23 protein-coding genes, 1 tRNA gene and 1 pseudogene are annotated in these 23,923 nt (G+C 42.6%); 9 read left to right on the top strand and 16 right to left on the bottom strand.

What is annotated here, in order from left to right:
• Positions 1-3 precede the first annotated feature (3 nt).
• Genes WCW_RS01855 through WCW_RS01825 form a run of 7 tightly spaced genes read right to left on the bottom strand, consistent with a single transcriptional unit; the run spans position 4 to position 6,485 of the window.
• Positions 4-1,026, bottom strand: a complete 1,023-nt coding sequence (locus tag WCW_RS01855) for a hypothetical protein (RefSeq protein WP_013181487.1) — start codon at positions 1,024-1,026, stop codon at positions 4-6.
• Positions 1,027-1,048: 22 nt separating this feature from the next.
• Entirely contained in the window at positions 1,049-2,299 is a 1,251-nt protein-coding gene (locus WCW_RS01850; protein ID WP_013181486.1) for an anthranilate synthase component I family protein, read from the bottom strand.
• A complete protein-coding gene (locus tag WCW_RS01845; RefSeq protein ID WP_013181485.1) occupies positions 2,286-3,017 on the bottom strand; it encodes a YebC/PmpR family DNA-binding transcriptional regulator in 732 nt (243 codons plus the stop codon). Before WCW_RS01845 ends, WCW_RS01850 begins: the two co-directional genes overlap by 14 nt.
• 3 nt (positions 3,018-3,020) lie before the next feature.
• Positions 3,021-3,707: a hypothetical protein gene (locus WCW_RS01840; RefSeq protein WP_013181484.1), complete on the bottom strand. Its 687-nt coding sequence runs from the start codon at positions 3,705-3,707 to the stop codon at positions 3,021-3,023.
• A gap of 19 nt (positions 3,708-3,726) precedes the next feature.
• A complete protein-coding gene (locus tag WCW_RS01835) occupies positions 3,727-4,239 on the bottom strand; it encodes a GNAT family N-acetyltransferase (RefSeq protein ID WP_013181483.1) in 513 nt (170 codons plus the stop codon).
• 5 nt (positions 4,240-4,244) lie between these two features.
• Positions 4,245-5,321 (bottom strand): peptide chain release factor 2, encoded by a 1,077-nt coding sequence (gene prfB, locus WCW_RS01830; protein ID WP_041941464.1) that lies wholly within the window; start codon positions 5,319-5,321, stop codon positions 4,245-4,247.
• Between the two features lie 42 nt (positions 5,322-5,363).
• Positions 5,364-6,485 (bottom strand): branched-chain amino acid transport system II carrier protein, encoded by a 1,122-nt coding sequence (locus WCW_RS01825; RefSeq protein WP_013181481.1) that lies wholly within the window; start codon positions 6,483-6,485, stop codon positions 5,364-5,366.
• A 495-nt stretch (positions 6,486-6,980) separates the two neighbouring features.
• Between WCW_RS01825 and WCW_RS01820 the strand changes: the two genes are divergently transcribed.
• Entirely contained in the window at positions 6,981-7,364 is a 384-nt protein-coding gene (locus WCW_RS01820) for a hypothetical protein (protein ID WP_013181480.1), read from the top strand.
• 129 nt (positions 7,365-7,493) lie between these two features.
• Here the strand turns inward: WCW_RS01820 and WCW_RS01815 are convergent, their stop codons facing one another.
• The gene (locus WCW_RS01815; RefSeq protein WP_013181478.1) at positions 7,494-9,584 is read right to left on the bottom strand and encodes a UTP--glucose-1-phosphate uridylyltransferase; all 2,091 of its coding nucleotides are present in this window, start codon (positions 9,582-9,584) and stop codon (positions 7,494-7,496) included.
• Positions 9,585-9,784: 200 nt separating this feature from the next.
• Here WCW_RS01815 and WCW_RS01810 point away from each other — a divergent pair, with 200 nt between their 5' ends.
• The 4 genes from WCW_RS01810 to truA are packed head-to-tail and all read left to right on the top strand — an operon-like array spanning position 9,785 to position 12,629.
• Positions 9,785-10,069, top strand: a complete 285-nt coding sequence (locus tag WCW_RS01810) for an SWIB/MDM2 domain-containing protein (protein WP_013181477.1) — start codon at positions 9,785-9,787, stop codon at positions 10,067-10,069.
• Positions 10,070-10,120: 51 nt separating this feature from the next.
• A complete protein-coding gene (lpxG, locus tag WCW_RS01805; protein WP_013181476.1) occupies positions 10,121-11,089 on the top strand; it encodes a UDP-2,3-diacylglucosamine diphosphatase LpxG in 969 nt (322 codons plus the stop codon).
• Positions 11,089-11,868, top strand: a complete 780-nt coding sequence (locus tag WCW_RS01800) for a hypothetical protein (RefSeq protein WP_013181475.1) — start codon at positions 11,089-11,091, stop codon at positions 11,866-11,868. Before lpxG ends, WCW_RS01800 begins: the two co-directional genes overlap by 1 nt.
• Positions 11,865-12,629, top strand: a complete 765-nt coding sequence (gene truA / locus WCW_RS01795) for a tRNA pseudouridine(38-40) synthase TruA (protein ID WP_013181474.1) — start codon at positions 11,865-11,867, stop codon at positions 12,627-12,629. The genes WCW_RS01800 and truA overlap by 4 nt, the downstream gene beginning before the upstream one ends.
• Here truA and WCW_RS01790 read toward each other — a convergent pair.
• Positions 12,592-13,272 carry an HAD family hydrolase gene (locus tag WCW_RS01790; protein ID WP_013181473.1) on the bottom strand — a complete coding sequence of 227 codons (681 nt, stop codon included), beginning with the start codon at positions 13,270-13,272 and terminating at the stop codon, positions 12,592-12,594. The genes truA and WCW_RS01790 overlap by 38 nt on opposite strands.
• Positions 13,273-13,343: 71 nt before the next feature.
• Between WCW_RS01790 and WCW_RS01785 the strand changes: the two genes are divergently transcribed.
• A complete protein-coding gene (locus WCW_RS01785) occupies positions 13,344-14,168 on the top strand; it encodes a D-Ala-D-Ala carboxypeptidase family metallohydrolase (protein ID WP_041941463.1) in 825 nt (274 codons plus the stop codon).
• A gap of 187 nt (positions 14,169-14,355) precedes the next feature.
• On the opposite strand, the gene WCW_RS01780 is transcribed toward WCW_RS01785, so the two are convergent.
• A complete protein-coding gene (locus WCW_RS01780) occupies positions 14,356-14,649 on the bottom strand; it encodes a hypothetical protein (protein ID WP_013181471.1) in 294 nt (97 codons plus the stop codon).
• Between the two features lie 117 nt (positions 14,650-14,766).
• Between WCW_RS01780 and WCW_RS01775 the strand changes: the two genes are divergently transcribed.
• Positions 14,767-15,255: a YybH family protein gene (locus tag WCW_RS01775; RefSeq protein WP_013181470.1), complete on the top strand. Its 489-nt coding sequence runs from the start codon at positions 14,767-14,769 to the stop codon at positions 15,253-15,255.
• A gap of 176 nt (positions 15,256-15,431) precedes the next feature.
• Here the strand turns inward: WCW_RS01775 and WCW_RS01770 are convergent.
• Positions 15,432-15,515 (bottom strand) — tRNA-Leu (locus tag WCW_RS01770).
• Between the two features lie 30 nt (positions 15,516-15,545).
• Here WCW_RS01770 and WCW_RS10495 point away from each other — a divergent pair.
• Positions 15,546-15,996 (top strand): annotated as a pseudogene (locus tag WCW_RS10495) (YchJ family protein).
• 13 nt (positions 15,997-16,009) lie between these two features.
• Here the strand turns inward: WCW_RS10495 and WCW_RS01760 are convergent.
• From WCW_RS01760 to WCW_RS01750, 3 genes are read right to left on the bottom strand one after another with little or no spacing between them, the layout of a single operon-like run.
• Positions 16,010-16,396, bottom strand: a complete 387-nt coding sequence (locus WCW_RS01760) for a hypothetical protein (RefSeq protein WP_013181467.1) — start codon at positions 16,394-16,396, stop codon at positions 16,010-16,012.
• Between the two features lie 28 nt (positions 16,397-16,424).
• Positions 16,425-17,225: an NADPH-dependent 7-cyano-7-deazaguanine reductase QueF gene (queF, locus tag WCW_RS01755; RefSeq protein WP_143876392.1), complete on the bottom strand. Its 801-nt coding sequence runs from the start codon at positions 17,223-17,225 to the stop codon at positions 16,425-16,427.
• A gap of 30 nt (positions 17,226-17,255) precedes the next feature.
• Positions 17,256-17,954 carry a hypothetical protein gene (locus WCW_RS01750; protein WP_338063164.1) on the bottom strand — a complete coding sequence of 233 codons (699 nt, stop codon included), beginning with the start codon at positions 17,952-17,954 and terminating at the stop codon, positions 17,256-17,258.
• A gap of 297 nt (positions 17,955-18,251) precedes the next feature.
• Between WCW_RS01750 and WCW_RS10370 the strand changes: the two genes are divergently transcribed.
• Positions 18,252-20,363: a type II toxin-antitoxin system HicA family toxin gene (locus WCW_RS10370; protein WP_013181464.1), complete on the top strand. Its 2,112-nt coding sequence runs from the start codon at positions 18,252-18,254 to the stop codon at positions 20,361-20,363.
• Here the strand turns inward: WCW_RS10370 and WCW_RS01740 are convergent.
• Entirely contained in the window at positions 20,348-22,084 is a 1,737-nt protein-coding gene (locus WCW_RS01740; RefSeq protein WP_013181463.1) for an ABC transporter ATP-binding protein, read from the bottom strand. The two genes, WCW_RS10370 and WCW_RS01740, sit on opposite strands and share 16 nt — an antisense overlap.
• On the bottom strand, positions 22,071-23,873 hold the full coding sequence (locus WCW_RS01735) for an ABC transporter ATP-binding protein (protein WP_013181462.1): 1,803 nt from the start codon (positions 23,871-23,873) through the stop codon (positions 22,071-22,073). The genes WCW_RS01740 and WCW_RS01735 overlap by 14 nt, the downstream gene beginning before the upstream one ends.
• Positions 23,874-23,923 lie beyond the last annotated feature (50 nt).

Genomic DNA, 23,923 nt, shown 5'->3' with positions numbered 1-23,923 from the left:
CTCCTATAGTTTTAACAAACGTTCAATCTCCGGCCATTTTTCACTTTTTTTCAATTCTTTCAATTCTTTATAGCCTTCTTTGTACTTCTGATACCGCTCCACTGTGTGAACGGTTGCTTCCAGTTTATTGACAACCTGCTCATACTCTTGCCGCAGCTGCTTCATTTCCAAGCGCACCTGTTTCGCCTCTTCTGCAGCTTTTACTGCTTTAGGAATCACGACTCCCAATTCATCAACCTGAGCTTCCAGATCCTTCATCCGTTTTTGAGCTTTGATATATAGATCTTTCATTAACCCAAATAGGTCGCTCTGCATTTGCAGTTGTCCAGAAAATTGTTGATTCAGCTTTTCATAGGCATCTGTATTCACGTCTGTTTCCATAATAAGATCAGCTAGGCGAACATTGTATTTTTCCACCTTTTTCACCCCTTCTTCCAGCCGTTCCACCTTTTCGCCAAACAGCTGGTTTTCCTTGCTGAATTTAACTGCAGCCTCAGAGAGCTCTCCGGTCCTTTTCTGAATCTCACAAGTGATCCCCGCTAACTTCTGCAATTTTCTTTCAGTTGCTTGCAATTTCTCGGAAACATCTTTGAGCTGACGGGTTTTGCGCTCAATTTCCCGTTTTCCCTTTTGTATTTCCGCTCTCCAATCGCTCGGGATCTGCTGCAAACCGCCATTTACCTTTTCCAGGTCTTGATTCACCTCTTTTAAATCATTCACTTTTTTAGCAAGCTTGCCGGTATAATCTTCAAGGGTTTTAAGAACAGCAAATTTTTTGATATAAAAAGCAGCGAATCCATTGGTGACAGCAAGAAAGGCTCCGAAAATAGCAATGGCGTGCATACCAATCGCATAGCAAGCAACTGCAACGACCACTCCAACAACTGTTCCAGCAATAAAAAGCTTATATGACCAATGAGTGACAACTCTTCCATTTAAAGAGCCGGACGCCTCTCCAGTCTCTTCCTCTACAGCGTCGTTCAACGCCAACGCCGCTTCAGCTGCACTTAATAACGCACTAGTCATTCCTCTATCTTTATTTTATTGTTTAATATTGGGTCAAGAGAGAATGAAATAAGGACTCCCCTTTGTACAAGGTCTCTTCATACTCTTTCTCTGGAACAGAGTCGAAGACAATCCCACCTCCAAGCTGGACGCTGATCTCCTTTCTGTTCCAAAGCATTGTGCGAATAGCAATATTAAAGTCAAAATCGCCTAAACCGGTGAAGTAGCCGATCGATCCTGTGTAGATCCCGCGAGCTCTTTGCTCCAGTTGATGGATTGCCTCCATGGCTCTAAGCTTTGGGCATCCTGTGATCGATCCCCCAGGGAAGCAGGCTCGAAGGATTTCGAGAGGTCTATATTTAGGATCTTCCAGCGATCTGATTATCGAAATCATGTGGTGAACATTGGCATAACTCTCCAAATGCCAAATTTTTTCCGTTTTAACACTTCCCAACAAGCTAACACGGCCAAGATCATTGCGCATTAAATCTGTGATCATCAAAAGCTCAGCCTTCTCTTTAGGGGATGACAACAGCTCCTCCTTGCTCTGCAGATCCTCTTCGGGAGAGCTTCCCCTTTTAGATGTTCCTTTGATCGGACGCGTTTCGAGGACATTGCCTCTTTTTTGTAGAAAACGCTCAGGAGAAGAGGAAATGATGGCGTGATCTTCAAGCCTTATATATGCCATGAAAGGTGCGGGATTGAGCGCTGCAACGGTCTTAAATAATTGAAAAGGATCTGCGCATCCTTCAAAAAGAAATTCCTGAGAAAGATTGACCTGATAAATCTCTCCCTTCTTGATCAACTCCTTGGCAGCATGGATTTTTTCAATATAACATCCCTTGCCCTCCCCTTTCTGAGTCATACGCAATGCAAACGGCTGCGGAGGTTTTTCTTGAAAGTCTGCAAGTGGAAACTCTCGATCGCCATGCACATGCAAAGCATCCGTCTGATGATCAACCTCAAGAACGACCGAAGGTTGATAAAACACTGCATAGGGAAGTTCGCTTTGAAAATGAGGAATGCTCTTATCAGGATCGCTGAAAGCTCCCATTTCGTAAGAGAAAAATCCCGTCCATTCAGGATAAGGCTTCCCTGAAAACGGCAAAGCTAAATTCCAGGGAGTGTCACTTGAAGCTGATACTTTTCTAATCGGAAACAAACACAGAAAAGACTTTTGCGCAGAATCAAAAGAGCCGCCAGAATAAAAAAGAGATGTCCCTGGAAGATCCGCATACCTTCCGGCGATAGCTAGAAGCTGTTCACGCGTTAAACGGGATCTATTGAAGCTCATCGGGAAGGATCATATTGTGATAAACGACATCAACATCATCGATCTCCTCCAACCATTCAATCAATTCCAGATTGGACTTGGCAGTTTCAACATCGCATTCAACAGAAACTTTTGGAATCATCTCCAAAGAAGCCTCATCGCATTTAAATCCCAGCTTTTCGATTGCCTCTTTGACCTCATAGAGCATGGTAGGATCTGTCGTGATGACAAACATCCCCTCCTCTTTTTCAAATTCTTCCGCTCCAGCTTCGATGGAAGCATTGAACAGCTCCTCTTCGACTGCGTGATCCAGAGCCATCTGGATCACCCCTTTTCTGTCAAAGTTGAACGAAACCGATCCCGGAGTCGCAATCGATCCCCCTTTTTTATTTGTGGCTATCCTCATTTCAGACGCCAAGCGGTTTTTATTATCTGTCATCACGTCGCAAATAATTCCTACGCCCCCATGGCCATAGAGCTCGTAAGTCAACTCATCGAAATCTGCTTGATCTGCATCCGTTGCTTTTTTGATGTTTCTATCAATAATGTCATTGGGCACATTCTGCGATTTGGCTTTTTGCAAAACCAGCCTCAATCGGGGATTCGCTTTGGGGTCAGGCCCTCCGACTTTAACTGCACTGATAATTTCTTTCGCCACACGGGAAAAAATTTTGCCCTTTTTAGCATCAACGCGCGCCTTTTTATGTTTGATGTTTGCCCATTTGCTATGTCCTGCCATTATTTACCTCATTCTAATCAATCGTTCACGATTTAATTCGATCCACTCCATGGCGTGATCGTACGCATGAAATTTCCTTTCCATTGTTTTAAACTGATGATGATGCACTTTCCTTCTGCCAGCTCCATCGCAGTAGCTGGGAAATACACAGTGAAGCATCTCATGATAGATCACAAAAGACAAAAGGTATTCCGGAACATCCACCCTATCCAACAACCGATTGATTTTTACCAAGCGCAAAGGTTGATGATAAAGACCAAATGTAAATTGCGATCTGAATTTTTTTCGCTGCTGTTCAAACCAGGTAATGTTCAAATCCAGCTGATTCTCAAAATACTGCCGGTTCACCTGGTCCATTAATTGTCGCAAATTATAGATGCTGCCAGCCGAATTCAGCTTCACTTTTCCCAACTCGTGAGTGTAGTCAAGCCGGTTGATTCTATCTTCCATGAAAGATTTCACGTCCGGAGTCAACTGTTTCGACTCTTTCTTAATATAGCATGCTAGGTCATCCATGATATTCTTCGGAGCATCGAGAAAAAACCGATGCATGGAAACCTTCGTGCAATCCGGTTCCCATTTGACACTCAACATCGTCGATCGATTATTATTGATCCGAAGCTTGACACTTTTACGCAAAGCCTGCTCAAGCTCGCGTTGAAAATCAGCCAGAAAAAAATTTTGATTCATTAAGAACAACGATAATTATTTAAAGGCGTCTTTCCATGAAAATGCGGCCGGTGTACGAACCATCCGCCTCTTTAATCCATTCATCCTGACGTCCGAATTCTTTAAACCCCATCCTTTCATACAGGCGCTTAGCAGGGTTTTCTGCATAAACCTGTAGGTGGAGAAGCTCTATTTTAAATCTTTCCCGTGCTAATTCTATTAAAGTTAATATAAGCTGAGCGCCGATCCCTTGAGCACGGTACCCGGGTCCGACAATGATTCCAAATTCGCACTGATGAGCTAACTTTTTATACGGCTGTAAATAGAGAGTTGAGATCCCGCACGGTTTCCCATGCATCTCGGCGGTGATGCTGCATCGGTATCGGCTAAATCCAACCCAACGACTAACAGCATCGTCGATCTCCACTTCATCCGCCATCGGAAACCATTTAGCAACTGACGGATCCATCAGCCAATCTTTCAAAAAATTCGCATCGCTGTTTTGCGTGTAGCGAAAATCCAACCCTTCGATTTCTTTTTTTTCTATTGTCATCGCGGTTAACCAAATTCTTTCAAATAAGCATTCACAAACAGATCTAGACTGCCATCCATCACTGCCTGCACATTTGCTGATTCTACTTTAGTTCGGGTATCTTTCACAAGACTATAGGGGTGAAAAACGTAATTCCTAATCTGGCTGCCCCAGCCAATATCCATCTTTTCTCCCCCTAACTCTTTGATTTTCTTTTCTCTCTCCATCACTTCCATTTCGTAGAGTTTAGATTTCAAAATCTTAAAGCAGGCTTCCTTATTCTGGTTCTGGCTGCGCTGCGATTGGCAGGAAACAACCACTCCTGTTGGAATGTGAGTCATTCTGACTGCAGAATCCGTGACGTTGACATGCTGCCCTCCGGCTCCAGACGCCCGAAATGTATCAATTCTAATGTCATCCGGATTGATCTCAATTTGGATATCATCAGTAATTTCTGGAGTGACATCGACAGATGCGAAACTAGTGTGCCTGCGGCTACCGCTGTCGAAGGGCGAAATGCGCACAAGTCTATGCACCCCCTTTTCGGCCTTTGAATAGCCAAAGGCAAAGTTTCCGGTCATCTTTAATGTCACACTCTTAGTTCCCGCCACTTCTCCTGGAACCATATCGACCACTTCGCACTTCCACTTCCTCTTATCGCACCATCGCTGGTACATGCGCGACAACATCTCTACCCAGTCGCACGCCTCGGTTCCTCCCGCTCCTGCATTAATGCTTAGATAACAATTTTTGTTGTCGAGTTCTCCAGACAGCATGCGGCGTATCTCAAGCTCTCCCAATTCATTTTCGATGCGGAAAAGCTCCTGATTCAGATCCGCGAGTAAACCTTCGTCACCTGCCTCCTCAGCTTCGGGCTGAAGCTCCTTAACATCTTCTAACCGCCGTTTGAGCTCTTTGCAAGGAATTGTCCACTGTTTCAGGGAGTTTATTTCGGTAATTACCTGTTGTGCGGCATCGGGATCATCCCAAAAGCCGGCAGCCTCCATACTTAGCTGCAGTTCGCCTACCCGTTTTTCTTTTTTAGGGATGTCAAAGATACCTCCACATATGAAGGATTCTCTTTTCCAAGTCTTTGACGTCAATTTTCTGAGGTTCGTTTGTCATCTGTCTTTCTTCTGTCTGATTTAATTGTTAGAGTATACCTGTTCATTGTCCTTTTTCTGAAAAAAAAGCTTCCCGCACACATTCCATACGATCAGGCAAATCAGAAGGGGATAGCAAATTTTGAACACAGGAGCTGTGACCATCGTAATCCCCTCCAGCCCGAACAACGACATGACATAAGTGATTGCCAAAGCAATGATAACGGAAAGAATAGGGTGCTGCGTTTTCTTCAGTACTTCATCATGCAAGTAGTCTGTATAAACCAAAATCAGGGCAATCGATGTGGAAAAGCATGCAAGGAGAATGGCCAGAATCGCAGCGAAAGACCAGGCCGGCCCCATCAAGACTTGTGCCAAGTAAGCAAGAGCTTCGTCTTTCGGAATCCCCTCCAGTAAACCTGCATGCCTGGCCGAAACAGCAATCAAGCTCACGTAAACACCAGCTAAGACAACGATACCGATTACAGACGAACGCACAACAAGTTTTAATGCCTGTTTCATCGTGCTTCCAGAGGAATTAATGATATGGATCACAGATGCCGAGAAGAAAAAAGAGGCAATCAAGTCCATCGTGTTGTAGCCTTCGATAATGCCTGAAAAGAATAGTCCGTCCTTAACTTCTTGAACACTGGAAGGAGTAGAAAAAGACGTGAATCCCTGGTAAAAAACGCAAGCGATGCTGCCCAAAAGAAGAGGCGTGATCCATTTTCCCAAGATGTCAAGAATTCCCAGTTTTTTTACGACAATCACAAAAATTAGTGCGCTATAAATCAGGCTAAACATCCAAAGCGGCGGCATATAAGCGAAATAGGATTTCATGCTGGCAAATGCCAAGGTCATGCATCTTGGAGCAGACCCCAAAGGGATCCAAATCGTCAATAGAAACGTTCTAAAGATAAAGCCCGGAACACGCCCGATCGTGTTGAAAAAACTCGCATAGCATCCTTCATAGGCAACCATAGCGACAACACCAAGAAAAGGCATTAGGACTGCCGTCAACAAAAAGCCTGTACCCATCGTCACCCACTGATCTTGTGCGAATTGTCCAACAAACAGAGGATAGATCAAATTCCCTGAACCGAAAAACATGGCAAACAATGCTAGCCCAACTACTAATGAAGATGTACTCTTATCCAGTTTCATGATTCAAAGACTCCTAAAAAAAATCGGCCCTACAGCCTTACCTTAACTTCAAAAAATATTATGTTTTAAGATATAATTTTATCTTCATCCATTGTTTTTGTCAATTTTCCACTTGTATATTGCAAAAAATACAAATCGCCAGTATATTTGCTATAATTTCGAGATTATTTAGAAATTATAGACAAAAATGATTATCGAGTTCTATTTTGAAATCTCTAGTCGTTGATAGAGAGCCTATCCGAATAAAGGATTCACTTATAAGGAAAAAATCGAGAAATGGTCGATCTTTGAATCTTTTTAGGCGAATTTCGATTTTTCTTTCTAAGGCGTTTCCTCAATTAGATGAATATGCAGATCGAGGAAAAATAACGGAAAGGTGTGTGGGCACGCCCTGAAAAAAAACGCCAAGCATGATTAAATCCTTTTATTCGGATAGGTTCGTACTATATAAGAACAATATTAAATGGCTTTTTTAAAATATAGGAGGATATCCTTATGACAATTGGATCTATTCAAAGTGGAATTAGTGAAGCTGCTGCAAAGGTTTTTACACCAATCAAGAATGCGGCCGCTTGGGCAGGACACCAAATCACTAAAGGTTTCGACAAATTCTCAGAATTGATCAAAACAGCGTGGAACACAGTGTTTCCATTTCTTAAAAATCTCGCGATCCGAACAACTGATTTTCTAAAAACGGCTCCAGGAATGGGACTTGTTCTCGGTGCATCAAGCCTTGCTCTTGGATACGCAGCACATACCAATCACGAGAAAAAGTGGGTTTCTGCTTCATTACAGGCAGCTTCCATCGTGACAGCTATTGGAACTGGAATCATTCTTGGATACGGCTACGCCATAGGATTTCACGCTCCGTTGATTTAGTCCATTTTTTTTGGAAGAGCCCTTATGCTCTTCCATTTTTCTTCAACCCCTGATTGCGTCCTAATCCCCTGACAAACGCTGTAGATGGACGGCAGATGTTTATCAGGGGATTAGGACGCAATCAGGGGTTCAAGAGATCTCAGCAATGATCTTCTCATCATTGTCAAACCGCATTTTCCACACTTTAGCCGCTCTTTTTAGAGGTGTTTTCTTAAGAGTGATTTCACTGCCCTCTTCTGAAGCTGTGACACAAACCCCATCGGGAATCACAATGCGTTGCTGTCCATGGAAAACAACCTGTTCAGCAATAAACTCTCCTTTCCCTTCAAAGAAAATTTCTAGCAATTCATGCCTTACCGGATCGTTTTTCCAGTAATCCCTAGTCTTTTGCCGATCGATTCCCCTATTTTTTACTGCAACGTTCTTCAAGCGGCAAAATGCACGCCCGCTCTCTCCTCTGATCGATAAAGATCCTTCCAGGCGAAGGTTGTCGATCTCTACGTCAGCTAGTTGGATGTGCATTTCCGAATCATCGGAAATTTCTCCTCCACGAATTTTTTTCGCAATCAAAGCATAGTTGGGACCCAGGGAAGGAGTATATAAAAAAATCAAGTTGGGACCTATCTTCAAGTACTCTTCCTTATCCACAAGCTTTGGCACTTTCACTCCGCAATCATTTGCCAGCAACTCTCGATGCAGCAGCAAGATTTTGTAGTAGCAAAACTCCGGCGTCTCTTCCACATCTCGATTGGGATCGAAAGCCTGCTTCACTGATCCCACCGTTTTTTCCCGTTCATTGTAAGTCAGGTAAACCGGTTGATGTTCCGGCTCCTCAGCATCAAACGGAATAACATCCGCGATATTTTGCATCGTAGATTCCAGCCTTCCTGCTCTCAAGGTGCGAGCCGTCCCATCAGGCGACCTGTACAAAGCTGTGGACTTTAGGTTAATTAACATGCCGGGAACCGGATATTCCTTTGCTCGAGAACGCACTTCGGATAAATCGACAAAAAGGATATTGGTATTCGCTGGAAAAAGAGAATAAGGACTTCCCTCTCTTTCTGGAATATCCTCGATTCCGTACTTCTTAAAATCGGTATATTCGACATTGGTTAATCTGTAAGAGCTGCTGCCACTCTCCTTTTCTGACTTGATCAACACATTCATTCCTTCGGAAGCATTGACTTTCCGAGGACAAGAGGCAAAACCAAACGCTTTATCCCCTTGCAAACCCACTCCTGTGAAAGCAAATAAACCGTCATCCTCTCCGGCTAGAGGATTATTGATCTGCCTGACAAGAGCTTTTTCCTTTCCTTTTTCGCGCAACCAGTCAAAAGCTCCCTGATCTTCCATCAACTTCCATAGAACTCCGTGCCCCCCTGGTTTCTTATAGAGGTCAAAAGAAGCAGACATCACCCAATGCCCTTCAACCGTCACAACGGGAACAAGCGGTTGAATAATCAAATAAAAAGAATTTTGAGAACGCTCAAACCAGCGATGCCTTTCAAGAATTTCCCGAATTCTGCGGTCATTATCTTTTTCCATGGAGGTCATCAACACAATTGGAATCTCGATCGGCTTTCCAGTGATCCGTTCATAGAGGAATTCCCTCCCTTTTAAATCCCTGATCAACCACTCCAAAAGAGTGATGCCTCCAAAACGGAGCTCGGCTGCAGGAAGAGGTTCGCCATTTTCATGATCCATCAAGTTCAAGCGGTCTCCAGCACCTCCGACCGCGTAAATTTCTGCCAGCTGCTCCATTCCCTCGATTCCGCGCTTGACAAAGCTTTCCCTTCCGAGAAAGCCCTTGTCAATCCTTGTCTCAGGAGGCTGCAAAAAGCATGAATTTTCAATTTTTTTATCAATAGATCCGCGGATTAATTCAAGAACTGCATTGTGATAACCAACGACCCCTCCAATTCTGCGGTAAAACTGCTCAACTTGATTAAGCTGGCCGGCCAGCTTTTTCAATTGACCGGCCAAATCTGCCTCACTCTGCCAATTCTGAAAAACAACTTCCCCTTCACCGATAGCGATTACAGATAATAGGGAGACCTGGGAATCTCCATCCATTTGGACAAGACAGTCATTAATAGGTTTAGCTGCCGATAGATATTCTTGAACGTTTAAATTTTGGCGAAGGATGCGCACCCTTTGATCAGCATCTTGTGCAGCAGCGAGTAATTTTGACAAGCTGGCAAGCCGTTGATTGTCTATCATGCTAATCCTGAGTTCATGAACCTGGTAAATAGCAATATACGGATAGGTTTAAGAAAGAGCAATCAATAAAAAAGAAATCTGTGCTATCTTTAAGGGCAGAAAATTTCCTTTTTATCAGGGATATCCTTTGACTATTAATTAGAGGAAACGATAAAAAAGTCCGTTATGACGGATCATGATTCAAAATAAGGAGAATAACAATGACAAAACAAAAAAAACCATCAGCGTTCATGAAGCCTGTAGGCGTTAGCGACGCTCTTGCCGAAATTGTCGGCAAAGGACCTATGGCTCGTACAGAAGTCACCAAAAAACTTTGGGACTACATTAAGAAAAACAAGCTGCAAGATCCAAACAACAAAAGAAACATCGTGCCTGATCAAAAGCTTGCGAAAGTGTTCGGTTCCACACAAGCGATCGATATGTTCAAAATGACCAGCAAAGTTTCTAAACATCTGCACGAAGCTGAAGCGGCGGGTGCTAAATAAAACACACTTCTTTCTCTCTGTGGAAGCATTTAGCTTCCACAGTATTCAACTATGGCAAAATCCAAGAAACAACATTTATCCGATCGAATTTGGGATCTTTGGTGTATCGGTTCCGTCTTGGGCATTTGGCCAAGGTTTATCGAACCGCGCCTTCTGAAAACAACCAAGTTGACCCTCCCCATCCCGAACCTATCCCCTGCCCTTAGCGGAACAAAAATTGTACAGTTCAGCGACCTTCACCTGAGTCGAAAAGTTCCTCAAAACTTCTTAGACAAACTTGTGGAGAGAATCAATCTGCTACACCCCGACATTCTCGTTTTTACCGGCGATTTCCTCTGCAGCTGCAAAATGGAAGACAAAGAAAGGTTGGTCGCCACTTTAAACCGTCTGAAGGCAGTTTATGGCTGCTTTGCCATCATGGGAAACCATGATTACGACCAACCCGTTTCTATCAATCATGAAGGAGTTTATGATGTTGACGAACTTCGGATATCAATGATCAAGCAAGGCTTCAAAAGACTTTTCTCTCCTCAATACCCTGTGGGAAAGGTCAGCAAGCCAGTCAAACAAATTCCGATCAATCCAGAACTGCTGCAAACTCTTGAAAAGACTCCATTTAAAGTTCTCAACAACCATACAGAAGTCCTTTCCATTAATGGAAAGGACTTAAACGTGACTGGATTAGGCGAATACATGCTCGGCCGCTGCTTGCCTGAGAAAGCATTTAGCAATTATCAAGCTGAAGCTCCTGGAATTGTCCTCTCTCATAATCCCGACAGCATTCCTCTTTTGGAAGCGTTTCCAGGAGATCTCATCCTTTCAGGCCATACTCACGGAGCCCAAGTCAACCTGCCATGGATATGGAACCATTTTACCTTAATGGAACAGCCGCAATACAAAAGAGGATTGTTTTCATTAGGAAAAAAATGGCTGTATGTCAATCGCGGGACAGGCTCGGTCATGCCGTTTCGGCTATTCTCAACTCCAGAAATCACAGAATTTACCCTTAAGGAAAATTGATGATTTTTGCCATTTATTACACCCTGATTGGCAAAACATTTTTAAAGAAATTCGGCAAATTTTTTCCTGATCTCAAAGATCTAGATAGGCGATTTCCCTTCAATGTCGACAACGAAATCTCTTTTTGTTTTCAATCAATTAAGCGTTGCCATCCCCGCTCGAAACTGATCCTGCTGACTGACCTAAATACCCCTGTTGAAATCATGGAAGGCGTTGAAGTGATCCGCTATGATGTCGATCCTGAGCAGCCTGCATACATGCGATTGATTGCGCAGCAACAGTTTTTAAAAACAGCAACTGCCTCAGAACCTATTGTATTTTGCGATTACGATCTTCTTTTTCAAGAATCGATTGAGCTTCTTTTTAAGGAAAATTTTGACTTGGCGCTTATCTATCGAAAGTCTTTTGAAGGCGGCCTGCATCCAGCTCCCATTAATGGAGGTTTTATAGGAATCCACCCTGAAGGATTTACCAAAGCGATCAATTTCTTGGAAACCGTCCACTCCTGCTACTTAGAGAATTATTCCGAATACAAGGAATGGGGAGGGTTTCAATCTTCCCTCAACAAACTCCTTGTGCCTAAAAAAGTGCACAATGCTTTCCCCAATCATCTCATCTATGAAGGAGCCGAGATTGCCTTGCTTCCATCTTCTGAGTATAATTATGCCATAGAAGCGCAAGGAGAATGGGTTGACTTTAAGCCTGATAAAAAAATCCTCCACTTCAAAGGACCAAGAAAAGAGGTCATGGCTAATTATTGGAACGACTATTTGGCATGAAAAAATACAAGTTGATCATCGCATACGACGGCACCCAGTATAGCGGTTGGCAAATGCAGCCCAATGCCCTTTCGATCCAGGAAGTCTTGGAGGAAAAGTTAAAAGTGCTGACAAAAACCCGCACCTCCTTAACAGGAGCAGGAAGAACAGATGCCGGGGTGCATGCAATCGGGCAAGTTGCGCACTTTAAAGTAGAGGCACCTTTCAACCCTTCCCTTCTTCGACTCTCCCTCAATGGACTTCTTCCTAAGGATATTCGAATCATGGATGTGGAAGAGGTTCCACTGGATTTCCATGCACGCTACAGTGCAACCAATAAGATCTATTACTACCATTTGAATCTAGGACCTGTGCAGGACCCTTTTGAGAAGCAATACAGCTGGAATATTACAAATTCTTTAAATATGGAATTGCTTAAAAAAGGGATTTCCTACTTGATAGGAACACACAATTTTTCTGCTTTCGCAAATGAGGCGAACCAGGGCGCAGCAAAGAAAAATCCTATACGAACGTTAAAAAGGATTTCCGTTGTTCCGGAAAGAATCGGCATGAGGCTGGAATTTGAAGGGGAAAGCTTTCTGTACAAGATGGTGCGCAACATGACCGGCACGCTAATCGATGTTGCAAAAGGAAAACTGAGTCCTGAAGAGATCAAAAAAATCCTTGAATCAAAAGACCGGAGAAATGCAGGGCGGGCAGCTCCTGCAAAAGGTCTTTTTCTCGTCAGGATCGACTATGTATCCAATCCGCTAAAGAGTTAAAGAGCTTAGCCCCTCTGCTGACAAACGTTTCCTGTTCAGGATAGTTGACTTGAGTAATCATAACCGCTTCAGCGGGGGTCTCCATCAACGCTTGCATCCCTCTGGGGGTATCTTCGAATCCAATCACCTTTCCTTCCTCCGGACACAGCTTTTCAATCGCATTCAGATAACATTCCGGATCTGGCTTTGCCTTAGTGTAGCTCTCCCTTGTAAACCAGTGGGGAATTGAGAAAAGTATCGGATTTCCCTGCTTAATCAATTCAATTTGCTCGAGGGGAGAATGCGTCACCACGCACCGTTCGATTCCTTCTTGATCCAGCACCCTTAAAAGCTTTTCAGCTCCTGGCATCATCGTCACACTTCCTTTGCTTAGCAGCTCGACCATTGCCTGTTTTTTCTCTTGGTAGAGAACTTCCCAATCAGATTCCATTCTCTCCAACCCAGGAACCGATTGCATTAACTCTCTTCTTAGAGTTTCCTGATGATAATGTGCCACCTGGCAATATCTCGAAAAATCCCATGGCAATTCAAATCCTCGGTCCCTGCACATTTTTTTATATGCCTGATAGTGGATCTCTTCCGTATTGACCAACAGGCCGTCAAAATCAAAGAGAAATAATTGATAATCTTTAGTCCATTCCATTATGATTTTCCTTTTGAGAACGTATTCCCATATTCAAATTTTAACTCTTCATCATGATCGGTATAAATCCAATGTCCCGCAATTATGCACCCATCTTTGGGTTTTTCACAATCTTCTCTCTTTTCCTATCCGGATGCTTTGATAAGGAAAAGGATTCGGCAAGAGCGAATAAAGGAAAACAGATCACAAGGCTTAGCCATGAAGTTAGCATAGTCCTGGATCCTCCCCGTTACCAGCCTTCCCCTCTTTATCCATGGGAAGAAGGTTTAGTCGGAAACCTTCCGAAAATTACAAAAGAGTACTTCCGTTGCAACGGCAGCCTGTTAAATCCTGAAAAAATGATCGAACGGAATGGACAGCTTGAACGGATCACCGATTGCGGAGGAGCTGAAAAGCACAGCCTCCCGTTAAAAGACGGCTTAGAGTTTGTTCAGCCTATCCTTATTTCCTTAATGAACCATATCCAGGCAGAGACCGGAAAAAAAGTCGTGATCACCTCAGGACACCGATGTCCGGAGCACAATCAATATGTCGATTCTTCGAAAAGCAACCTCTACTCCAAACATCAGGTAGGAGCTGAGGTGTCCTTCTATGTAAAAGGGTTGGAGGAATCTCCGGAAAGAGTTATCCAGCTTTTAATGGATTACTACAAAAACCATCAAGATGAAGATTTCCGTCAATTCCAACGTTATGAAAAGGATGACACAGGTGTCATAACCAAACCGTGGTACAACAAAGAGATTTATATCAAACTTTTCAAACAAAACGAGGGAAGGAATTTCGACAACCGCCACCCATTTCCTTACATCGCCGTGCAAGTCAGATACGACCCTGATTCGAAAGAAAGGGTCATTTACAGCTGGGATAAAGCTTACAAAAATTATTTAAGATTTTAACCTGTGATTGCGACCTAATCCCCTGATAAACGCTGTAGATGGACGGCAGATTTTTTAGTTTGTGACGAAGGGAATGTTCCTACATTCCCGAGGAGCAAAATGAAAAAGATGACGTTCAGCTATCAGATGTTTGTCAGGGGGATTAAGTCGCAATCACAGGTTTAAAGAAGGGGCAAAGCCCCTTCTTTTATACAGAAGCGTTCTCTTCGTTTTCTTCGAAATCAAAGTCTTCGTCATCCATTGCCATGATCTCATCAATTGCAAGATAAACTTGTAAAAAGTCCCAACCGAATGGACCGACAGTTTCTTTTAGTTGGTCAATATTTTCGATCGACTTAATTTTTTCCTGAACTCTTTCAAGAGAACCGAGTAATTCATCCGCTTCTCCTTCATATTCTGAGTCATTTTCCACACCATTTCGCAGCGTTTGATGAAAAGAATTTAAAGTTTCTTTGAATTCGTTAAAATCTTCTAGGTACATAGGATTCCTTTATTTTAAACATTGCAGTTAGCAATCAAAACAGTGTAACTTAAATCTCTTCTTGGATACAAGGGTGAATCGAAAATATCTATCTAAAAATAGACCAAGGAGCCAAGTGTGAAATCTCTGTTTTTTTCCCTTGTTACTATGTACTTGAGCCTAAACAGCATTTCGGCTTTAGAGCATCACGACACACCTCAATCGCATGCTGAAATTTTGGAACTTCTGCAAAAGTGGCCAAAAGATTTTAATCAAAAAAATATTCCGGCTGTTTGCGAGCTGTTTTCTCCGAGTTTAGTTGCCAGCTATCCTGGAGCTCCCGACAGAGATTTTGAAGGAATGTGCCAAAAACTTTCGGAATCCTTGTCCGACCCAAATAAGATATACCGTTATCAGCTGCCTGAAATTGAGCAAATCATTACCGTAGAAGACTTAGCTATCGTAAGGCTGATCTGGACTTTAGAAGTCTTTGACAAAAACTTCGAACTGATTGAGAGAGTAAAAGAAAAAGGATTGGATGTTTTTTGCAAGCAGAAAGACCAAGGATGGAAAATCATTATCTCTTATGCTTATACGTTAGCCTCTTCCTTTCCTCAACAACAATGAGGGGTTCAAATATACAACTAGATAGTGTCGTCAATTAAAACAAAAACCAAGGAAGAGTCAAGTATCATGTTTTAAAAAGCATCGAAGAGCCTGATCTAAGCGTCTTTTCTGATTCAGAGAGTTACAAAATAAAAAAACCGGACAAAGTCTCTTCAAAGAGGATTTGTCCGGTGAAGTGCCGATGTACGGACTCGAACCGTAACCTTGTTGCCAAGAGTGGATTTTGAATCCACCGCGTCTACCAATTCCGCCACATCGGCTAATATTGGAATGAAGTCTACCAAATTCTCATGAAATTTAAAAGAGAAAAGAATATGCTATCTTCTATGCCTAAACCCTGCCCGTGTCACAGCGGACTCTCTTATGAAAGATGTTGCCATCCCCTGCATCAAGGGAAACCCGCAACCAACGCTCGAGTACTTATGCGCTCCCGATACGCCGCCTACGCACTCAACCTTCCCGATTACATCATTAAAACAACCCACCCCGATAACCCTGCCTATCAATCCAATCAGAAAAAATGGACAAAAGAACTACAGGCCTTCTCCATTCATACGCAATTCATTGGATTGGAAATTTTCACCTTCACAGAAAAAAAAAAATGAAGCCTTCGTAACTTTCAAGGCTACCCTCAGCCAAAATGGACAAGACATCTCGTTTACAGAAAAAAGCCGCTTTCTAAAGAAAAATAATCAATGGCTCTACGCCAGCGGCATCGTTTCTATAAATAGCCGCCTCTGAAAAAATCGGCTCATTAATCCCTATTCTGCTTGGCTAAAAGGATCAGAGTTGCTGTAAATCCGATCCATGCCGTTGCAAAAGGAGCAAAATCATCAAACATCATACAAGCACAAAGAGCCACTAAATCAGCAGTTGTCATCGGGGCGTCAACAACAGGCTGAATCACCTCGACAACTCTGTCGACAAGCGGCTTAGTTTGAGAAGAGACTCTGCTAGACTGCACCAACTTGCAAAACAAAGCGCCAGCCCCACCTAAAACTAAGGTTTTGGGACCCTTAATCAAAGCCAAACTTCCCGAAACAGTCAGATACACATGATCTTTGACAAACTGCGGGATTCGAATCTCCTGAGGCGACGGCTCCGCCCGATTCCCCCAAGGAAACAAATTCCATAAACTCATCGCATACTCTTATACTTTAAGGATAGGTTCATTGGCGAGCAGTTTGGAAATGAGGCAAAGACTGCTCAAAGTTCGATCGGAATGGATTAATATCCAAACCCCCTCTTCTGGTAAACTTGCCAAAAACGGTTAATTTTTCACAGCAGCACTCACGCATAAGATCTATGAATATTCTTTCAATACATTGCTCGTGAAACTCCAAATGCTGGCGGTAGGAAACAATATATCTAAGCAAACATTCATGATCGATATGTGGGCCTTGGTAATGAATAAACAATGATGCCCAGTCAGGCTGACCTGTGACTAAACAATTAGATTTGAACAAATTAGTATGGATAGACTCCTGCACATGGTCTCCTCCGCATTTCAAAAGGGAAGGATCGACTTGATAGGTGTCCGCTTCAATATCCAATAAATCAAGCGAAATCCCTTTAAAATCGTTCTGCGGTAATCGATCGATAAACTGCACTCCGACCCCCATTCCGCAAGCCTTGGATAAATCTTCAATCAACGTTTGCAAAACATCATCGGAAGATTCAAACCGAGTCTGATTAAAGGAATTCAAATACAGCTTAAACGATTTTGACTCGATGAGATGAGATGATTCGCAAGGAAAAGTAAAAACCGCCAACGTAATCGCCGGCTTCCCCTTTGCATTTAGCCAAGAAAGCTCGTAACCAAACCAAACATCTTCTCCATGAAACGGCAGCTTTGTTCCAATGCCGATCTCTTTTCTCTTATCGGATCGCACGATGGGAAAGAGCAACGAAGGATCGTACCGATCCTTATAAAACGTCTTTTTTCCTAAAACTGAATCCTGCACTTGCACCATGCCTGCAATTTTATCAAAGAACGAATTTTAAAATAAAGAAATTCTCTCAAAAATTGCCGACCATGAATGGACAATCAATGAAAGATTGGCCGCAGCTTTCGCAACAGCATACCGCCTGGGGTTTTTAAACATGTAAATCAAAACAAGCAGAACCAAAATCTCCAAAGGAGCCAGATATCTAAACACTCCAAAACCATAAGCGCCGACTGCAGATGCAAACAATGAAGCAGCCGCTAGACGAAAGACCTTCTTAAATCCAAAAAAATGAATAAGCGATTGCGCTGCTGGATGAGCAAACGGATTTAGCTTGCGGCATAGCTCAAACGTAAAAAAAGCTCCGAATAAAAGAAGTGTGTAAAACACACTTGCTTCAGTCAACAACGCACGCGGATGGGACAAACTGATCGAAAGAAGGATCATCGGAATCAAAATCCCTTGGAACGCTAAGGCTTTGGCAAGAGGCTTTTTATCAAGAGCTTTTCCTAGGTAAAAACGATGACGGATCAGCCAAAAATAACCGCCAATCAGAAAAACTAACAAACGGCTCCAAGCCCCATAATAAAGAACAATGGCAGCGCCTAAAAAAATAAGGGCTATCTCCAATCCTCTTAAAACAACCTCAACCTCTTTCTTTTGAATCAACCCTCTTTGCAAAGGGCGGCCGGGATGAGCAACTTTGTCAATCTCAATATCATCCAAATCATTGCGAAGTCTAAAATAAAACATCAAAAAAAGCCAGACCATGCAAGAAGTAGTAAAATTGATTGGATTAAAAAGAGAGCCATCAAGGATCGCAGCGCTTATGGAAACCCCCACGATTACCAAAAAAGAGGAAAACGGGCTCAGTCGCTCAAACAAATAAGATAACCAGCGGTCCATGTCGCTTTAGGCCTGAATAAATGAATATTTTTTATTATCTCAACTTTTCAGTTTTTTTCAAGTCTAAATGAAATTCAGAGTTATCCATTGTTTTAAAACTGAAAAATCGAGACAATATTTCAAATTAAAAAAAGGATTAAATTAGTGACCCCTCCTATTCTTGATCATTCTAAAAGTCATTTTTTTGGACAACTGGAAACGTTTATAGATAAAAATTCCATGTCGGTAATCAGCACCGTCATTCCCTCTATCCACGACCCTCATCCTTCGATAAAAATTGAAGAGCTGCCCCGTGCATTGCAATACACCGCCAAGAGAATAAAAATGGTGGATCTCAATCTCCTTGAACTCTTCTACACGCAAACGCATTGCAACCTTATAAATCTTGCAAGCCTTGTACCCTCTATCGACCTTGATTCCATTTATATGCAATTTTCGATCATTTTAGGCTTGGTAAGAGAAGCGAATATGATTTCGGAGTCATTAGGAGAAAAAGCGAAAATTTTCGAGAATCAATTAAAAGAAAGGCTTTGCGTCTTACTTCCTCAGTTTGCACAAGGCCTTTTGCAACTCTGGCGTGAAATTTGTCAGCAAATGCCCGCTCTCACTGAAAAAATGGGAAGTGGAAAAAAAGCTGCGATAGAAGACCAATGCCAACACGTGTCGGAAGCGTTCGATTATTTAGCTGCACAGTTGTCTGAAAAAAAATGTCAATTCGAGCTTTTCAATACAGCGTCCATCCATATTGAACAACCGAATGAAAATGTCCGCTCTCAGCATGAATGGCTTGAACTCATGCTGCGCTACACGCAAACCTCTTGCAAATGGTATGACCGACATGCGCATTTTTGGACAATATGCGATTTCCATGAAGACACCGCAAATTATGATAAACGATTAGAACTCGTCCAAAAACTCATCAAGCATCGTCTAGACAGCCAAAGCCTTACCCCGAAAATCCTTGTTCAGTTTTATCAGTCATTGTCTGTCCATTTGAACAAAATTGGCAATATGCATACTTATGCTCTGAAAATCCTTGATTCTTTTCCAAAACAACAAATCTTGGATCCTCTAGGATGGTCGGAATCGATCAAGAAATTGATGGAAAAATCAGATCTCGAGAAAGAAAATGCTTTGTTCTATCAGCTTTTGATCCCAAACTGGCTTCCCAAAGTGATCAAGCTAGATAGTAGACGCATTATTGTCTTGCAAGCGATGCAGTCCGCCTCTCTCGCGGATGCTATGAAAAGCAGCCGAATAAAAATAGAGAGAAACATCTTACAGGCAATTATTCAAGAAGCTAAAAGTGTTTCCCAATACTTCATCAATATTAAAAACGATCTAGCTAAAGTGCCTGTCTTCTCATCAGGAGCCCAACAATTTTCTTTTTCCGATATGGGAATACATATTGAAAATATCACTACAATCCTTGAAGAGTTAATTGAATCTTCCGATGACAACGCTGCCGCGATTCTTTTTACATTGCAAGATTTAAAAGGATCGGTATGCGGCAGCTTGAATCAAGGAGTGGAATTCATCCTTAAAACTCTTCAGGAAATCTACCAAGTGATCGAAAACGAACAAACTCGGAAAAAAAAGATAGATCCAGAATTGATCGACAAAGTGATCGGAAATATTCAATGCGCCACAGAAATGATGGCCTCCTTAGGCAGTACGACACCAAAATTGAACAAATTTCTTTATGCACTGATTGAAGGAAAACTTCCGCAAGACCGCAAAGAAAGAGATCGAAAGAAAAGGAATCCTAAAGGTTCAGCAGCCAAGCAAAAAAAGACGATTTCCCGAAAAAGGCAAACAAAACCGGATTCATCCGAAAAAAAGAGCGGAGCCAAGGCGGAAAAACAGGAAAGCGCCATTGATTTGACAGAGAAAACTTTTTCCATTGTTGAAAATAAACCCGATCCGAAAGAAACGATTTCCATTACAAAAGCCACTCAAATATTGAAGGAAGCGACGGCTAAACTGCAAAATAGCCTCGCAGAAGCAGCGCAAGAAGGTGATTTTTCCGAGAAAGCTTATTCGATACATAATGTCAAATGGAAAACGCTTTGCAAAGAGCTTGCAAATGCTGGATTTATCCTCAAACGCTCCTCCGGAAGCCATCATCACTATCAACATCCTAAGGCGAAAGAGGTGGGAATCGCAACCGTTCCGGTCAATAGCAAAGACTCTTTATCAACGGGTGTGGTAAAAAATATTCGGTCCCAGATAAAACGTATTCATGATAAAAATTGAAGTCGATAAAGCTTCTCATAAATTCCTTTTTGTTTAAGAAGCTCAAAATGGGCTCCCGATTCTTTAACTGCTCCATGATGTAAAACAATAATCCTAGTGACATCTTTTATTGTCGAAAGTCGGTGGGCGATCACAAGCGACGTTTTCATATGGAGAATCTTTTTCAACGCCTCCTGAATAATCTTTTCATGAGAGGTATCAATATTTGCTGTCGCCTCATCGAGGATCATGCAGCTGCGGTTATGAGCCATGGCGCGCGCCATGGAAACTAATTGCCTCTCTCCAGAAGACAATCCCTTGCCCCTTTCCGTCAAGCGGTGATTCAGTCCATCCGAATAGCTGCTTAAAAGCGTATCCAACTGCATAAAACGCAAAGTTTTCTGAAGCTGTTGATCGTTGATATCAGGATTGCCAAGACAAATGTTTTCCCGTATTGAGCCGGAAAACAATTCTGGATCCTGTAAAACAACTCCAAAAAGCTTTCTCAAGCTAGAAATAGAATACTCGGTAATTTCCCTACCATTAATTGTAATCCTTCCCCTTTGATAATCGTAAAATCGCAAAAGAAGGTTGAGAATCGTTGTCTTGCCTGCTCCTGTCATCCCGACAAATGCAACGGATTCCCCCTTTTTCACTTCGAAGCTCAGCCCCTTTAACACCCAATCCTCGCTTCTATAAGCAAACCACACATTTTCAAATGCCAAATGATTCAGTTCTTCTACAACCTTTTCTCCCCCTTTGACCTCTTCCGAAAGATCCAAAACGCTAAAAATTCTTTCGGCTGCTGCTGCTGCAGACTGCAAAACATTGTAGCGCTCCGCCAAATCAGACAAAGGCCTGAACAGCATAAGTACGTAAAGGCTGAAAGTGAAATATGTCCCGGCTTGAAATCCGCGGCCTAAAGGCTCCCACTGAACCAACAGCACAAAAACAGCGATTAAGGAAAAACTCTGCACAAAATCGATACTGGCAAAAAACTTGGCAAAGTGATGAATCGTCTCCACATTCGCCTCGCGATGCTGCAGATTCAGCTCATCGAAAATTTTTTTTTCTTCTTTTTGAAGACCAAAGCTTCTAATCGTTGATGTTCCTAAAAGATGTTCTTGAACGAACGCGTTCATTTTAGCCACAGCTTTCCTAATGAGTCCGTAACATCTCCGCTGTTCCCGGCTGAATGTACGCGTAAGCAGATACACGAAAGGTAAAATGACAATCAACAAAATGGCAACCTTCCAATTCAAAACAATCAGGCAGATGCAGATGCTAATAAACAGAACAACGCCTCCGAACAATGGGATCAAACTTTCGGCAAACATTTGATTGATTTGATCAACATCGTGTATCGTCCTCGTCATTAATGTCCCCACTTTTTGGTGATTGTAAAAATCGATCGGCATCCTCTGAATATGCCGGTACACATCAGAGCGCAGAGCAAACAGCGCGCGTTGTCCAACGATATTTTTCAACAACACGTTTAAACTATCCAAAAGATAGGCAAAAAAGAGCATTCCAATGATGATAAGCGATTGCCGGACAATAGCTGTCAGCTGGCTGCTGTCCCCCTTTAAAATCGAATCTGTCACCTGGCCAATATACACGGGCACATAGGATTCAACTCCTTTAGAAACTAATAAAATTGCCACAGCGGAAAAAACCATCGTGCGATAGGGGAGCAAATACTTCCATAGCTTGTGCATAAGCTCACGGTCAAGTTTTTTCATGTCTGTCTATCCTTTGCAATTCCACCAACGCTGCATACTGACCGCCCAACTGCATTAACTCTTTTGGAGTGCCTTCTTCTGAAACTTGGCCGCCTGACAGATAGATGACGCGGTCCATCTGCTCCAAAATCGACATACGATGCGTGATCAGCAAAACTGTTTTCCCTTTGAAATTCCTCCTCATCGATTGGAAAATGCGCGCCTCCGTATCGGAATCAACAGCTGAAAAGATGTCGTCCAATAGTAAAATCGAACGATTAACCAGAAATGCGCGCGCCATGGCAAGGCGCTGCTTTTGCCCTCCCGATAGTGTCACCCCCCTTTCTCCTACCAATGTATGATACTGTTCAGGAAAGTCGAGAACTGTTTCATGAAAATCGGCAAAACGGGAAACCTCCTCAATCTCCTGTTTAGTTGCTTCCCGTTTACCAAATTTAACATTCTCTTCAATGCTTTTTGAAAAAAGAAAAGGAACCTGCTCTACTGTGACAACCTCCATATGAAAGGCGCTCAAAGGATACTTATGGATATCTCTTCCTCCAATTTCAATCATCCCCTCCGGAATTTCATACTCCCGATTAAGCAGCTTGAACAGTGTGCTTTTTCCTGCACCCACCGGCCCTGTGATCCCAACAAACGCCCCTCCTTCAATCTCTAGATTAAAATTCGATAAGGCAGGGATCTGCTGAGAAGGATAGCGAAACGTCAGATTTCTAAAGGCAAGCCTTGCCCCAGCCGGAATTTTCAACTCCGACACCAGATGATCCACCACTTCGATCGGCTCCTCATAAATTTCCAGCAGCCGATCATAAGCTGCGCGTCCCCGTTCAAATACAGGGATCAGCCAAGCAAGCATTAAAACAGGGAAAAAGATATAGGATTGGATCCACATGAAGGACACAAAATCGGCCGCGCTCAACTCTCCCCAACCTTTCAAGATGACGAAACCCGAAAAAAGCACGAGAACAACGGTAGTCACCTTTGTCAAAAAAGTGAAAAAAGGAAATAGAGCTCCTTGCAGGGTTGCTAACCGAAGATTCATAGAAACCAGCGAATTGCAAAGAGCTAGAAAATATTTAAAAAGCGTATTTTCGATCACATAACTCTTGATCGTCCGAATTGCCGAGTAATGCTCTTGAGCCATATTACTTAAGTCTGCAAGACTTTTCTGCACTCTTTTAGAGAGTTCGTAAAGACGTCCCCGTATAGCAAAATTGACGATCGGAATGAGGATCATAGGAATCATCGAAATCACTGCAAGCTTCGTAGAAATGAAAAAAAGAGCAGCAAGCCCCGGAATAACTAAAGTGAGAAAAAACAACGGATACATGATCCCAGGCCCCAGGACATCGCGATAAGCTGATATGTCGTTGGTCAAGCGGCTCAGCAATTCGCCAATCCCGTGATTATCGAAAAACGCCATTGATTGGCTTTGAATCCTGCTAAACAACTTTGACCGAATCTCCACCTCCACATCCCGGCTGACCGTAATGAATGTAACGCGCATCTGATATTTTAAATAGGCGGAAAGAATTGCAATCAAGAGCAAAGAGGGTGCCCATACCCAAATATTTCCTACCTGAGCACCCCATAGCCACCAAAAAAAGTCATGCAGTATTCCCTCTTCAACTGGAGAATTTGGGTCGACAGCGATGACTGCCTGCCTGAAAACAAGGGGATTGAAAATCAAAAGGCCATTTGAAACTAGCAACATCAGGAATCCAAGAAAAAATTTTTCTTTATATTGCCAAAGAACCTTTTTCAAGGATTCAAACAAGCTTTTTTCCATTTTATCCTTAATTACAGCGTAAAACCCAGCTCTTTAGAGCTGGGTTTTTA

The organism is Waddlia chondrophila WSU 86-1044 (assembly GCF_000092785.1).
GTDB lineage: Bacteria > Chlamydiota > Chlamydiia > Chlamydiales > Waddliaceae > Waddlia > Waddlia chondrophila.
The sequence above is the reverse complement of the archived record's forward strand: the minus strand, read 5'-3'. Positions and strand labels throughout refer to the sequence as shown.

Coding starts and splice junctions, on each gene's coding strand:
- WCW_RS01855 (WP_013181487.1), bottom strand. CDS start 1,026: ATGACTAGTGCGTTATTAAGTGCAGCTGAAGCGGCGTTGGCGTTGAAC.
- WCW_RS01850 (WP_013181486.1), bottom strand. CDS start 2,299: ATGAGCTTCAATAGATCCCGTTTAACGCGTGAACAGCTTCTAGCTATC.
- WCW_RS01845 (WP_013181485.1), bottom strand. CDS start 3,017: ATGGCAGGACATAGCAAATGGGCAAACATCAAACATAAAAAGGCGCGC.
- WCW_RS01840 (WP_013181484.1), bottom strand. CDS start 3,707: ATGAATCAAAATTTTTTTCTGGCTGATTTTCAACGCGAGCTTGAGCAG.
- WCW_RS01835 (WP_013181483.1), bottom strand. CDS start 4,239: ATGACAATAGAAAAAAAAGAAATCGAAGGGTTGGATTTTCGCTACACG.
- WCW_RS01825 (WP_013181481.1), bottom strand. CDS start 6,485: ATGAAACTGGATAAGAGTACATCTTCATTAGTAGTTGGGCTAGCATTG.
- WCW_RS01820 (WP_013181480.1), top strand. CDS start 6,981: ATGACAATTGGATCTATTCAAAGTGGAATTAGTGAAGCTGCTGCAAAG.
- WCW_RS01815 (WP_013181478.1), bottom strand. CDS start 9,584: ATGATAGACAATCAACGGCTTGCCAGCTTGTCAAAATTACTCGCTGCT.
- WCW_RS01810 (WP_013181477.1), top strand. CDS start 9,785: ATGACAAAACAAAAAAAACCATCAGCGTTCATGAAGCCTGTAGGCGTT.
- lpxG (WP_013181476.1), top strand. CDS start 10,121: ATGGCAAAATCCAAGAAACAACATTTATCCGATCGAATTTGGGATCTT.
- WCW_RS01800 (WP_013181475.1), top strand. CDS start 11,089: ATGATTTTTGCCATTTATTACACCCTGATTGGCAAAACATTTTTAAAG.
- truA (WP_013181474.1), top strand. CDS start 11,865: ATGAAAAAATACAAGTTGATCATCGCATACGACGGCACCCAGTATAGC.
- WCW_RS01790 (WP_013181473.1), bottom strand. CDS start 13,272: ATGGAATGGACTAAAGATTATCAATTATTTCTCTTTGATTTTGACGGC.
- WCW_RS01785 (WP_041941463.1), top strand. CDS start 13,344: ATGTCCCGCAATTATGCACCCATCTTTGGGTTTTTCACAATCTTCTCT.
- WCW_RS01780 (WP_013181471.1), bottom strand. CDS start 14,649: ATGTACCTAGAAGATTTTAACGAATTCAAAGAAACTTTAAATTCTTTT.
- WCW_RS01760 (WP_013181467.1), bottom strand. CDS start 16,396: ATGAGTTTATGGAATTTGTTTCCTTGGGGGAATCGGGCGGAGCCGTCG.
- WCW_RS01750 (WP_338063164.1), bottom strand. CDS start 17,954: ATGTTTTATTTTAGACTTCGCAATGATTTGGATGATATTGAGATTGAC.
- WCW_RS01740 (WP_013181463.1), bottom strand. CDS start 22,084: ATGAAAAAACTTGACCGTGAGCTTATGCACAAGCTATGGAAGTATTTG.
- WCW_RS01735 (WP_013181462.1), bottom strand. CDS start 23,873: ATGGAAAAAAGCTTGTTTGAATCCTTGAAAAAGGTTCTTTGGCAATAT.